Below are 11,690 nucleotides of genomic sequence, written 5' to 3'. Positions count from 1 at the left end.
CACCTTCACGCAGAGATTGGTAGGTATCGCCAGTTGCACGATACGCTTCGGCCGCGAAATATTTGAACAAATGCCCGGCACGATGCGCTTCGGCCTTGGCCTCGGACAGGGTTTTGCCCTCTTCGCGGGCCAGCATGTCGCCCAGCTCGTCCATGCGAGCAAGGATTTCCGACCCGATGCGGTCCAGCGCTTCGAACCGGACCAGTGGCGACGTTGCACGCCATTTCGGAAAGGCGGCAGCCGCAGCCTCGATCGCTTCAACCGTCTGGTTGGCACTTGCCTGCGTATAATCTCCGATTGTGTCGTTCAGATCAGACGGGTTGATATTGCGGGCAGCATTGCAGCCAGAGGCCCATGTTCCGGCGATATAGTTGGGAAAGGAGTCTACAGTCATTGCAATTCCTCAAGAACCGGTCGCCACCCGATATCTTCATGCCGGTGGTCTACAGTGTTCACATAAAAATAGGTCGGGCCGTGATAACCCCGGCACACACGTCCGTCCGCACGGCTGGCGACGGGTTCGGCCGTCCAACTGACCGCCCCGAACCAGTTCCACAAACGGTTATGAGGCGAGGTCAGATGATCCGGGCTAAGCGGAGCTGCGCTATTGGCCGGGTCAGGCTGAGGCGCGTTCGACACGGCGACACTGCCCACTAACGCATCCCATTCATTGGACCTGGTCGCACCCTGATAGGGGTCATCACAGGGCGTATCACCGCCGGTAAGCAACCGGCAGCGAAACTGCCTGCCATCAATCGACACCTCTGTGCCATAGACATACCCGGCATCGTCCAGATCCTGCCAGCTGATGCGGCTCATAAGCATCCGGTCGGCCACCAGATACCGGGTGTTTCTCTGTTGAAACACATGCCAGTTCAGGCGTTTGGTCGGGTCTTTGGGGCTGTCCGTGAGCGTCCAGTTGCCCCAATCCGGGTCACGTTCAAATTCCGGGAGGTTACCGGGTTGCAGACCCTCGTAAGGGCAAAGCGCTGCAAGATCCGTGATCCAAGGCCGGGTTGCCGGGGCAAGGATCTGTCCCGCATGTGATAGCCCGCCCAGTTGACTGGTTCCGATATATTCCATCATTGCTCTGTCACAGGCCCAGTCACAGGACGAGTGCGAAAGCGGCGCAAAACCCGGAACAGCATTTCCGCCGAAAGGAATTCCGTGCGTTGTGAGGGATCGAGCGGTGGTGAGACCTCGACAATGTCCAACCCGCCCAAGGGGGCCTCGGCCAATCCATCCAGCAGATCGTAGTACTGACGTGGTGTAATGCCGCTGTGCACGATGGAGCCTGTGCCGGGAAGGTAGCCGGCGTCCATCGCGTCGATGTCGATGGACAGATAAAGCTCGTGGCAGCCCTGCATGGCATGCGCAAGGGCCTGACGCATCACCTCGGCCGCGCCGAGTTTTTGCACATCGCCCGCTGAAAACACCCGACCGCCCTGTTCTTCGATGAGCACCAGATCGCCGCCATCGACCCAGCCCGTGATGCCGATCCAGACCATATTGGACACATCAGTGTTGGGCAGTTCAGAAATCCGGCGTGCATTGGTTGCATGGTTGTGGCTGCCCCATGCGCCCAGCCGGTCGGAAAAATCCAGATGACCGTCGATCTGGATATACCCAAAACGCGCGTTTGGTGCACGTTTGGCCAGCCCACGGGAATAGCCCAGACAGGCCGGGAAGCTATTATAGTGATCACCTCCCAGTGCCAGAGGGATCGCCCCTGCAACGGTCAGCATTTCGGTCATTGCTGCGATGGCTTCGGTAGTTGCATCAACGTCTTGCGCGGTGATCTCTGCGTCACCGCAATCAATCAGCCAGTCGGTTGCAGGCACGGTATGGAGGCTTGTGTCTGGATCAAAGCTGGCTCCCTGCGGACGCAAAGATTGCAGAAGACTTGTCGCCCTGCGCAATGCTTCGGGGCCGAACCTTGTGCCAAGGCGGCTTGAATGTGTCCAGTCGCTCGGCATGCCCACAACGCCGATCTGATCCGCGTGGGCGTCGGTCACGTCGCGCAAAGGCCCATCAAACAGCCGATATCCCGGTTGAGCCAGGGGCGGGTGGAATGTCGTAATAGCTGCAGTCATGTCAGTACATATTCCTTGGAAGTTTGGCGGCCCGGATTTTCAATTCCAAATCCGAGGCGCGCATAGATAAATGCCAGAAGAGCCGTGACCATCAGGCGTTGGCCGACCTTCACCACACCCATTCCAGGCCTGTTCGGATTCAGACCGGTCAACATGATGGCACTGACTTCCTGCTGTCCTAAAAGCTCAAGCCATTGCATCACTGTCTCAAGATCGCAGCCCCCTAACCGGGGCTGATCGCAAAGCGCGCTGAGCGGTGTTTCAAACACGGACAGATCAAACCGCACAAACAGCGGCCTTGATGGATCCCGCCACCTGGAAAACGTTGCACGCTGCGCGGCAGTATCCATGTTGCAGGGCGTGCCCCGCCCATTCGGCAAAGGCGCTACATGAAAATCGCGCGCATCATCTGGCGTACCGCCAAGCTGCGCGGTCTGACAATTGGGTAGCGCGCTCTGCACTGTCTCAGACATGCGATCCGAACCACCCAATATTATGGCACAGGCATCATTGCGGCTGATCTGACTTGTTGCCGCCTCCAATGACGCGTGGATCGCGTCTTCGGACCCCGGCGCTATATCTCCGAGGTCACATAGCCGCTCGTGCAGGCCTTCGGTACTGATGTCCTGACGTGCATCGATATCTACGGGGTGACTGAATTGCGGGTTTGCGTGCCAACCGAAATAGACCGAGGTTTCGCGGAATGCACGCGGCGCCAGGGATTGTCCGGCATGCGGTGCGCTGGTGTCTTCAAACGGGACGCCCAGTACCGCCAGATCGCCGGGCCTGACATCACCGATTGCTTTGGTCTGCGCACGCATGAACGACAGATGCCCTGCCATGCGCGGCAATGGGGCCGATCGTAAAGGCATCAGCCTGCTCCTTTCTCAAGACGCTCAGTTACCGCCTGCAAGATCGCCAGCGCGGCGCGGGTCTCAGCTCCGCCACGAATGTCTAATTCCGGGGCAAGTCCGAAAATTGCTGCGGCGATGACATCGCCTGGAGTGGCATCAATTTGCGCGATCATCTGTGCGGGTGACATCCCGGTCAGGCGACGCGGGTGCGATACCCATTTGCCCGCGAGCTCTTGTAAATCCACAGACAGGATGACCGGTTGGGTGTGGGACAATCGGCCCGCCACGCCCCCTGTAACCGGAATGACAGGAACATCCGCACCTGTGACCTTTTGTGCAGCAACGCCAAGAGCTTCCAGACCGCTGGAATCGCCGCCAACCAGCACCATGCGCGCGCCGGTTTCCAGAACCGCCGCGCATTGAGCGATAACTGCGGAAAAATGCTTGTCCCGCTCGAGCGGAAATACATTCACATCCCCTAGATCAATCGCATTTGCGGGTGCTTTTTCAGGACGGGAGGCGTATCGCAGCTGCCGTGCGAGATAGCGTTGCCCCGCCGCTGGCCGGGCGAGATTGTCGCAAAAATACCCCGCTATAGCGACCTGCCCGGGCAAGAGATCTTCCAGATCGCCAACAGATACGCCCAGAAAACTGGGGATCGTGTCAAACCGTATGAGCGCCGCTTCATCCATTGTGCAATGCCGCGTTCAGGGTTTCGATGGCCGCCAGTTCCGACATACCCCGCGTATCGAGCGAAGGTGCAAGACCAGTAATCACAATCGCCTGCCAGCGACATGCCATGGCGCCGATGACGGAAGCCAGCGTTTCAGGATTCATCCCGCCGGGATTAAGGCCAACGCTACCAGCTGCATGCCCCAGATCAATGACCGATATGTCGATCCACAAGACAGCGCGCTCGGGCATGTCAGAAAAGTCGGCGTGCCCTTCATCCAACTGCCGGGCGGTACGCCAGCCCATCGAGCGCTGGCTGATCTGATCCCAGACATCGGCAGACTGCCCGCCGTTCAATCCCACCCAGATCGTGTTTGCCGGTCGTTGGGTGAGATCACGCCGGGCCAGTGGCATGGCCGCGACAACAGGCAGGTCCGGCAAGGCCCCCAGCACAGCCGAGGCAACATCAGATGCGCCTCCCAGGACAATTGGCACAATGTCGCGATCCGCCATTTGTGTCACAAGCTGCATCAATATACCCGACCAATCACCGGTCAGGTCCAGATTTCCCAGATCCCGACCATTTACAGGCAGGCCAGTTCCAAGCTGTTGCGTCATCTTGCGCAGCGCATCCGGTGCCAAGGAGGCGCCGGAACGCGGCCCGTTATTGACTTCGCTTGGAACACCTAAAACCCCAACACATCCTGCCTCACATTGCGAAAACTCGCCAAAGGGTAGACCGGCATAACCCGCTGTTATTAATCGTCTCTGTGCGTTATTCATCGCCAGATACTTTCATTAATTGCGATTTCCAATTGCGTCCAAAACAGCTATAAAAAGCCACGGATTTGCGTCGAAAGGTCTGCCTATGTCCGACAAGCCTAGAACCTCGGACACAAATGGTGGTGTCGAAGCGGTTGAACGCGCATTGCGTGTGCTGGACAGCTTCGAAACCGGCGATGCGGGTCTGTCTCTGAAAGAGGTTGCGGACCGCAGTGGTGTCAACAAAGCCACAATCCTGCGTCTGAGTGTCTCGCTGGAAAAGTTTGGCCATATCACACGAGACGCCGAAGGCCTGTTTCACCTCGGGCCGTCTTTGTGGCGTCTTGGATCCGTATTTCGTCAGAACCTGCGCATGGGGCCGATAGTGCGCCCGGTGCTGGCGAACCTGGTAAATGAAACGAGCGAAAGCGCGTCGTTTTACGTGCAACGCGGCAACTCCGGCGTTTGCCTCTACCGGGTCAATTCGCCAAGGCTTGCGCGGGATCATATCCAGGAGGGCGAGATTATTCCACTGAGCAAGGGCTCGTCGGGCCGGGTGCTGGATGCCTATTCTATCAGGCAAGGCAAACAGGCCACCAACATCCGGAAAGCCGGGTACTATCTCAGCCTTGGCGAACGTGATCCGGACGTTGCCGGATTGTCGGTTCCGGTTCTTGGGCCTAATGGCGAGCTGCTGGGTGCCGTTAGCCTGTCGGGTCTGCGCGTTCGCTTCAGCGAAGCCGTTGTCGAAGGCTATCGCGATGCGGTGCTTGAGGCCGCCCGCCAGATCCGAGCCGAGATTGGTCAGATATAAAGAGCCCATCATTTGTCAGCATTCTTGCTGCGGCCAATCAACTGCACGCTGATGAGCGCCGAGATTGACACGATAATCAGGCAGGTAGAAATCGCTGCAATGGTCGGATCAAGCTGATCGCGCAGCGAATTGAACATGCGGCGGGTAATTGTGGCCTTTTCCCCACCCGAGACCAGCATCGAAATTACAACCTCGTCCAGCGATGTGATAAAGGCCAGAAAGGCCCCTGTCTGGATCGAGAACTTGACCTGGGGCACTGTCACCGTCCACAACGCATAGGCTCGGGATGCACCCAGGCTGCGCGCCGCCAGTTCCTGATTGAAATCATAGTTCTGCAAACCCGACATCACAGTCACGATTACAAAGGGCAGCGCCAGCGCTGTATGGGCGATTACGATTCCGGTCAGCGTGTAGTTGAGCCCCAGCTTGGCATAAAGGCTGAACACACCGACGGCGATCAGGATCACCGGTACGACGATGGGCATGATCACGAGGATCTGTGCAGCGCTCCTGATCCGTGGGGCAGAGCAATGCAAGCCATAAGCACAAAGTGAGCCCAATGGTGTTGCGATCGCCGTGGTCAATACTGCCGCTATCAGCGAGGTCTTTGTGGCGCTCATCCATTCTGCGGAAGTGAAATAGGCCGTGTACCAGCGAAACGAAAACGACGTTGGCGGGAACTCCAGATATGAGGCCCCCGAAAACGACATCGGGATCACAATTAGCGTTGGCAGGATCAGAAAGAACAGTACCGCGGTGCCAACCACTGTCAGCCACATACCGTCAATTTTACGTTGTCCGACTTGTTCCATTTTCAGTTCCTCAGCGCATAAAGAGTTTGTCGAGCCCGAAGACACGGTTCATCAGCCAAATCATGGCCAGAGCCAGCAGCAGCAGGACTACGCCCAATGCGGATGCCGCACCCCAATTGGAATAGACTGTGATTGTGCTTTCGATTCGTTGCGCCAGCATCTGCACGCGGCCACCGCCCAGCAAAGCAGGTGTTACGAAAAACCCAAGTGACAGGATGAAAACCAGCACGATGCCGGCAAAAAGACCCGGCAGCGACATTGGGAAAAACACCCGCCAGAATGCCCCACGCGGCGTAGAGCCTAGCCCCACAGCAGCCCGAACCAGGTCGGTGTCAATGTTGCGCATGGTGGCATAGAGCGGCAAAACCAGAAACGGCAGCATGATATGTACCATGCCAATGATTGACCCCGTGAGATTGTGCGCCAGCTGCAGCGGTTCGTCGACTATGCCAAGCGACATCAACGACGAATTGATAATGCCATTGCGCTGCAACAGCACCAGCCAGGCGTAGGTACGCACCAGAACCGACGTCCAGAACGGGACCAGCACGAAAACCATCAGAATGGCAGCCGTTCTGTCCGGCACTTTGGTCAGCCAGTAACACAGAGGATATCCGAGAAGGACACAAATCACCGTCACGGCAATGCTAATCTGGAAGGTGACAACAAAGGTCCGCCGGTACAAAGCGCTTTCAAAGATGCGCGCGTAGTTTTCCATGCTCAACTCGCCCGCCGCATTATAAAACGAGAGCGAAGACAGCCAGAAAATCGGTAGAAAGACGACAATCAGAATGCCAATAACGGCGGGCATCGAAAGCCCCAGAAACGTCAGCCGTTCACGGCGTTCTTCAGTTTTGAGCGTGCTGGCGTTCTGAAGCGTCCCTGCACTTTCATAGACCTCGGCGATACTCATGCCACATGCTCCGGTACGATGATCGTGTCTTCGGGATGCAGGGCAAGGCCAATTTGCTCTCCTTTGGAAGGCAGCCCGGTCTGGCCAGCGCGATTGGCGGGGACACGCAAGTTGATCTCGCCTGCGGTGTCGTGCTGAACGATAACCAGCACACTGTCGCCTTGATAAATGATGTCTTTGACCCGGCCAGACAGATCATTGGCAGATTCTGGCACGGCACCCGCGGTGACCTCCAGCAATTCGGGCCGGATAACCAAACGATGACCACCACTCCCCTGGGCAATTGGCAAGTCGGATTTCAGCACGCGCTCGCCAAGTTGTGCCCTGTCGTTGGCTACATTCACCGGCGCCGATATGGACTCGCCGATAAAATCCGCCACAAAGAAACTGTGAGGCTGGCGATACAGCCGCTCGGGTGTCTCGATCTGCTCGATCCGACCGTGATTGACCACCGCAATCCTGTCGGACATCGTCAGCGCTTCGCGCTGGTCATGGGTTACGTAGACAACGGTTGCATCCAATTTTTCATGGAGCGCCTTTAATTCAATCTGCATATGTTCGCGCAGTTTTTTGTCGAGCGCGGACAGGGGCTCATCCATGAGGATGATCTGCGGCTCGAATACCATGGCGCGGGCAAGAGCCACACGCTGTCTTTGGCCGCCAGACAATTGAGTGATACGCCGATCCCCATAGCCGCCAAGCTGTACCGTATCCAGCGCACGTTCGGCTTGGGTCTTTTGATCGCTTTTGGAAACCCCGCGGATTTTCAGCGGATAGGCCACGTTTTCAGCCACCGTCATGAATGGAAACAACGCATAGCTTTGAAAAACCATGCCAAGGCCGCGTTTGTGTGGCGGCGTTGCAATCATTTCCTGACCGCCAAAACGGAGCGATCCGCCATCTGGGCGTACAAAACCGGCCAGTGCCATCAAAAGCGTCGTTTTGCCCGAGCCCGATGGTCCAAGCAGTGTCAGGAATTCACCTGCAGCAATATTCAGCGATACATCATCGAGCGCTTTGACCGATCCGTAGGCCTTGCAAAGATTGGAAATGTCGATGGGAAGGGATTGGGCATTAGACGACATAGAGGCACCTCACCTGTCAAAAAACGGGCGCAGTGCAAAATGCACTGCGCCGAAATGGATTATTGCTGGATCAGCGTGTCAAACTCTTCAGTCAACTCACCCAACTGGCCGATGTAGAAGTTCGGGTCGACCAGCAGTTGCTTGTCGTAGTTGCTGGGATGCGTGTTGACTGTCAAAGCCTGCTCTCCCGAGATAATTCCGGTGTCAAACGCACCAGTATTCACCGGGCCCAGCGGCATTGTGACCGCCAGCCGCGCCTGCGCTTCGGCGCTCAGCAATTCATTGATCAGACGCATGGCGTTGTCTTTGTTTGGAGCACCCTTGGGCACAAGCAAGCAATCGACATCCATCGTGCCACCATCGAATGCATAAGCGACTTCGATACCAGATGCGCTTACACTCTCCACGCGGTTATGGCCCATGTGGATCACATCCACTTCGCCATCCCGCAGTAACTGTGCGGATTGTGACCCCCCACGATACCAAACAGTGACTTCGGGTGCGATCTCTCCCAATTTGCCCCAGGCACGCGCAATACCCTCGTCCGTGGCCAAAACGTTGTAAACTTCTGCCATCGGCACACCATCGGCCATCAAAGCGGCCTCAAGGTTGTAGTTCACCTTGCCGTGCATGCCGCGCTTGCCGGGGAAGTTTTCCAGGTCCCAGAACTCGGCCCAGTTGGACGGCCCGTTGTCGCCAAAGGCATCCTTGCGATAGGCGATCACCTTGGTGAAATTGATGAAGCCGATGTAGTTGTCGTGGATCAGCTCTTCGGGGATACCCGTTGTGTCAACAATCGAATAATCGATCGGCTCAAGACTGCCCTCCCGGCTAAGTGTTTCACAGGAGGGCAAATCCTGCTCAGTCACGTCCCAGGCGACGGCACCCGCTGTGATCTGCGCGCGCACGTCCTGAATACCGTTTGTCGTATCTTCCTTGACCGTGACATTCAGTGCCTTGGCTGCAGGTTCCAGCATCGCTGAGCGCAAGGCATCCTGAAATGAGCCTCCCCAGGATGAAAACACCACCTCGCTTTCGGCGAAGGCAGGCGCAGCCACTGTTAGGCTGCTGGCAACGAAGCCAACTGCAAGCGACAGTTTTCTCTCTTCTTTTTTCATGTCTGTTTCTCCCTTTATTTGTTGGTTGGATTTTCTAGGTGGTGGTCGTGATCAACCAGAAATGTGTCTTCTACCCAGTCGGCGATCAGTTGCGGCTGTTCGCGCATTATGAAATGGCCGGTATCCTGAACCAGCCTGATCACCGCACCGGGAACCCGAGCACGTAAGACATCCAGCCAAAGCGACGAAGGGTGGTCCGTCACGGATCGGCGCACTTCGTTTTCGTCCAGCGACGTTGATTGCAAGATTGTTACCGGGCAAATGAGACGGTCCACGGCCGCAACAAAGTTACCGCGATCCCATGTAGCCATAGCATGGTAATACGCCATCAAAACGTCGGCCGGATATTGAGCGGCCCGGTTCACAATTTCACTTGTTTGATCTGGATCGAGGTTCTCGATCATCATCGTTGCCACGGCCGCCTCCGCCCATCCTTGCTGACCAAGCTGCACAAGCTGTTCTGCCAAGCGCGCAACCGATTCCTTGGGATCCTCAGGCACGTTGCTGCCATCCAGCAAAAGAAGGTGAGAGACACGCCGTTGCCAGTTCACAGCCAGTTCAATGGCAATCCGGGCACCCATGCTGTGCCCCACAAGTGCAAAGCGGTCGAAACCCAGGTCATTTGCAAGGGCAATCACATGGGCCGCGCAGTCACTCAGACTGGTCGCTCCCTCTAACGACACGGCTTCAGGGCTTCCGGGGAGCTTGGCAAGGCCAATGTGAACACCGTCAGGTAAGAGCGAGGTGACACCGCTCCAGTCTCGCCATCCGCACGCCCAACCATGAACGAATATTACGTTCAGAGGTTCTGCCGGATCGGATGAAAGGCTGGAGCGCATCAGTTTGGACCTATTGCTGAACTAGCGTGTCAAACCGCTCTTGCAGTTCTGCGTAGTTTTCGACGTAAAAGCTCGGGTCAAGGACCACTTGTGTCTTCATGTTCTCAGGTAGAGCATTGTTCTTGGCAGCAAGCTCAGGCGAAATAATTCCGGTTTCGAATGCCTGTGCGTTGACGGGACCATAAGAAATTGCGACTGCCATGCGCGCCTGTGCATCGGCCGACAGAATCTCGTTGATAACCCGCATGGCGTTTTCGCGATTTGGCGCGCCCTTGGGTACCAGCAAGCAATCCGCATCGGTCGTGGCCTGGTTCCAGGTGAACCCAACCTGCACTGCATCGGCATTCAGCGATTCTGCGCGGCCGTTGCCAATATGAATGAAGTCAATTTCTTCATCTGCCATCAACTGCGCCGCTTGCGAGCCGCCCCTATACCAGACCGTGATATCGGGCGCGATCTCTTCAAGCTTGGCAAATGCCCGGTCTACGCCGCCTTCACTACGCAGTACTGTGTTTACATCCGCCGGGTCCACACCGTCCGCCATCAATGCCGCTTCCAATGAATGCGACACAGAGTTAAACATCGCCCGCGTGCCGGGATAGGCTTCGGTGTTCCAGAAATCTGCCCAGGACTGTGGACCGTTTTCACCAAATTTCTCAGCTTGCCAACCGATGACAAGCGAATAGGTCAACAGGCCTACCCAATCACTGTCGACAAGGCTGGCAGGGATGCCATCGGTCGAGACCACGCCATAATCGATGGGTTCCAGAGCCCCCTCTTGCTTCAAACGGGCACAGTCCGACAAGGCTTGTTCTGTGATATCCCATGCAACCGCACCGGCAGTGATCTGCGCACGCACATCAGAGATGCCATTTGTCGTGTCTTCCTTGATGGTGAGCCCCAGCTTTTGCGCGGCTGGGTCCAACATGGACTCCCGAAGCGCATCTTGGAATGAACCTCCCCAGGACGAAAACACCACCTCGCCTTCGGCAACGGCAGACGTACCAATGGCCAGACTACCGGCTACGAGACCCGCGGTGAGCGTCATTTTTTGGTTATCTTTCATCATGTCAGGCTCCTCCCTATCTGTTGGTTGGCTTGCGTGTCCGCGATATGGGCGGCTTCACATTTTTCCCTAGCGTTTCGCTGAGCAAAACGTCATTTCATTTTACTAGAGCTGATGCCGGAATTGGTCAAGGATTCTTTTGCCGTCGTAGGATTAGCCCTCCCGTTTCCGCAGCCTCAGAGCAGGGCAAAACCTCGTATTTCGCGCTTGTGCGCTGCGTTCATCTCGTTTCGATTTCGCGCATATGGCATCGAAAACGATCTTTACCTGTCCTCAGGTTCATTGCCGCCGAGTGACGCTTTGGGGGATTGAGCGGAACTCAATCTCTCACTCGCATACCGTTGATCCGCAAATTTGAATGGCAGCTTCATAGCAGTTTGCGCCACTTGATCCTGGCCGCAGCATCCGCCACTTTGGGCTCATGATGCTTCGCCGCATGATGCACCAATAGCCGGGATCGGATGGCGCAGCCGTCCACTTCATCTGCACCGAACGGAGAAGGAGCGCAACTAAATGCGCTTTCGCTGCGTTTGCGCCAATGGCTGCTTTCTACTTTTGGTGGCCACTCTTCTTCCTCAGCCAAGTTGCCCATATGGCGAACGCCAAGGCCAAACCAGAGGCGGCCAACATCAATATGAGCAGTGTGAAAGCGCCGTTGACCT

Annotated in this window: 14 protein-coding genes and 1 pseudogene; 1 reads left to right on the top strand and 14 read right to left on the bottom strand. The window is 56.6% G+C overall.

All coding sequences use genetic code 11. The features are described from left to right. From GOX53_RS27845 to GOX53_RS27820, 7 genes and pseudogenes are all read right to left on the bottom strand, one after another. The coding region (locus tag GOX53_RS27845) for an aldehyde dehydrogenase family protein (protein WP_171182136.1) at positions 1–394 on the bottom strand (394 nt) is incomplete at its 3' end. After that, on the bottom strand, positions 391–1,086 hold the full coding sequence (locus tag GOX53_RS27840) for a hypothetical protein (protein ID WP_171182135.1): 696 nt from the start codon (positions 1,084–1,086) through the stop codon (positions 391–393). The genes GOX53_RS27845 and GOX53_RS27840, both read right to left, overlap by 4 nt. Next, positions 1,083–2,093 carry an agmatinase family protein gene (locus GOX53_RS27835; protein ID WP_171182134.1) on the bottom strand — a complete coding sequence of 337 codons (1,011 nt, stop codon included), beginning with the start codon at positions 2,091–2,093 and terminating at the stop codon, positions 1,083–1,085. Before GOX53_RS27835 ends, GOX53_RS27840 begins: the two co-directional genes overlap by 4 nt. Continuing rightward, the gene (locus GOX53_RS30005) at positions 2,090–2,566 is read right to left on the bottom strand and encodes a hypothetical protein (RefSeq protein WP_254446839.1); all 477 of its coding nucleotides are present in this window, start codon (positions 2,564–2,566) and stop codon (positions 2,090–2,092) included. Before GOX53_RS30005 ends, GOX53_RS27835 begins: the two co-directional genes overlap by 4 nt. 6 nt (positions 2,567–2,572) lie before the next feature. Then, positions 2,573–2,914 (bottom strand): annotated as a pseudogene (locus GOX53_RS30420) (arginase family protein); the annotation flags it as partial. A 50-nt stretch (positions 2,915–2,964) separates the two neighbouring features. Then, positions 2,965–3,639, bottom strand: a complete 675-nt coding sequence (locus tag GOX53_RS27825) for an arginase family protein (protein WP_171182132.1) — start codon at positions 3,637–3,639, stop codon at positions 2,965–2,967. Beyond that, a complete protein-coding gene (locus GOX53_RS27820) occupies positions 3,632–4,402 on the bottom strand; it encodes an arginase family protein (RefSeq protein ID WP_171182131.1) in 771 nt (256 codons plus the stop codon). The genes GOX53_RS27825 and GOX53_RS27820 overlap by 8 nt, the downstream gene beginning before the upstream one ends. 85 nt (positions 4,403–4,487) lie before the next feature. On the opposite strand from GOX53_RS27820, the gene GOX53_RS27815 reads away from it, so the two are divergent. After that, the gene (locus GOX53_RS27815) at positions 4,488–5,195 is read left to right on the top strand and encodes an IclR family transcriptional regulator (RefSeq protein ID WP_171182130.1); all 708 of its coding nucleotides are present in this window, start codon (positions 4,488–4,490) and stop codon (positions 5,193–5,195) included. 8 nt (positions 5,196–5,203) lie between these two features. Here the strand turns inward: GOX53_RS27815 and GOX53_RS27810 are convergent, their stop codons facing one another. The 7 genes from GOX53_RS27810 to GOX53_RS27780 all read right to left on the bottom strand — a co-directional run. Further along, positions 5,204–6,007, bottom strand: a complete 804-nt coding sequence (locus GOX53_RS27810; protein ID WP_171182129.1) for an ABC transporter permease — start codon at positions 6,005–6,007, stop codon at positions 5,204–5,206. 10 nt (positions 6,008–6,017) lie between these two features. Then, on the bottom strand, positions 6,018–6,920 hold the full coding sequence (locus tag GOX53_RS27805) for an ABC transporter permease (protein ID WP_171182128.1): 903 nt from the start codon (positions 6,918–6,920) through the stop codon (positions 6,018–6,020). Then, positions 6,917–8,005: an ABC transporter ATP-binding protein gene (locus tag GOX53_RS27800; protein ID WP_171182127.1), complete on the bottom strand. Its 1,089-nt coding sequence runs from the start codon at positions 8,003–8,005 to the stop codon at positions 6,917–6,919. The genes GOX53_RS27805 and GOX53_RS27800 overlap by 4 nt, the downstream gene beginning before the upstream one ends. A gap of 59 nt (positions 8,006–8,064) precedes the next feature. Beyond that, a complete protein-coding gene (locus GOX53_RS27795; protein ID WP_171182126.1) occupies positions 8,065–9,123 on the bottom strand; it encodes an ABC transporter substrate-binding protein in 1,059 nt (352 codons plus the stop codon). Positions 9,124–9,137: 14 nt separating this feature from the next. Continuing rightward, entirely contained in the window at positions 9,138–9,962 is an 825-nt protein-coding gene (locus GOX53_RS27790) for an alpha/beta fold hydrolase (RefSeq protein WP_171182125.1), read from the bottom strand. Positions 9,963–9,972: 10 nt separating this feature from the next. Beyond that, positions 9,973–11,031: an ABC transporter substrate-binding protein gene (locus GOX53_RS27785; RefSeq protein WP_171182124.1), complete on the bottom strand. Its 1,059-nt coding sequence runs from the start codon at positions 11,029–11,031 to the stop codon at positions 9,973–9,975. Between the two features lie 364 nt (positions 11,032–11,395). Next, a partial coding sequence (locus GOX53_RS27780) for a hypothetical protein (RefSeq protein ID WP_171182123.1) occupies positions 11,396–11,690 on the bottom strand: 295 nt, incomplete at its 5' end.

Source organism: Ruegeria sp. HKCCD8929 (genome assembly GCF_013031405.1).
Classification (GTDB): Bacteria; Pseudomonadota; Alphaproteobacteria; order Rhodobacterales; family Rhodobacteraceae; genus Ruegeria.
The sequence above is the reverse complement of the archived record's forward strand: the minus strand, read 5'-3'. Positions and strand labels throughout refer to the sequence as shown.

Excerpts from the sequence above, each read along its gene's own strand:
- GOX53_RS27840 (WP_171182135.1), bottom strand. The coding sequence starts at position 1,086 with ATGATGGAATATATCGGAACCAGTCAACTGGGCGGGCTATCACATGCG.
- GOX53_RS27835 (WP_171182134.1), bottom strand. The coding sequence starts at position 2,093 with ATGACTGCAGCTATTACGACATTCCACCCGCCCCTGGCTCAACCGGGA.
- GOX53_RS30005 (WP_254446839.1), bottom strand. The coding sequence starts at position 2,566 with ATGTCTGAGACAGTGCAGAGCGCGCTACCCAATTGTCAGACCGCGCAG.
- GOX53_RS27825 (WP_171182132.1), bottom strand. The coding sequence starts at position 3,639 with ATGGATGAAGCGGCGCTCATACGGTTTGACACGATCCCCAGTTTTCTG.
- GOX53_RS27820 (WP_171182131.1), bottom strand. The coding sequence starts at position 4,402 with ATGAATAACGCACAGAGACGATTAATAACAGCGGGTTATGCCGGTCTA.
- GOX53_RS27815 (WP_171182130.1), top strand. The coding sequence starts at position 4,488 with ATGTCCGACAAGCCTAGAACCTCGGACACAAATGGTGGTGTCGAAGCG.
- GOX53_RS27810 (WP_171182129.1), bottom strand. The coding sequence starts at position 6,007 with ATGGAACAAGTCGGACAACGTAAAATTGACGGTATGTGGCTGACAGTG.
- GOX53_RS27805 (WP_171182128.1), bottom strand. The coding sequence starts at position 6,920 with ATGAGTATCGCCGAGGTCTATGAAAGTGCAGGGACGCTTCAGAACGCC.
- GOX53_RS27800 (WP_171182127.1), bottom strand. The coding sequence starts at position 8,005 with ATGTCGTCTAATGCCCAATCCCTTCCCATCGACATTTCCAATCTTTGC.
- GOX53_RS27795 (WP_171182126.1), bottom strand. The coding sequence starts at position 9,123 with ATGAAAAAAGAAGAGAGAAAACTGTCGCTTGCAGTTGGCTTCGTTGCC.
- GOX53_RS27790 (WP_171182125.1), bottom strand. The coding sequence starts at position 9,962 with ATGCGCTCCAGCCTTTCATCCGATCCGGCAGAACCTCTGAACGTAATA.
- GOX53_RS27785 (WP_171182124.1), bottom strand. The coding sequence starts at position 11,031 with ATGATGAAAGATAACCAAAAAATGACGCTCACCGCGGGTCTCGTAGCC.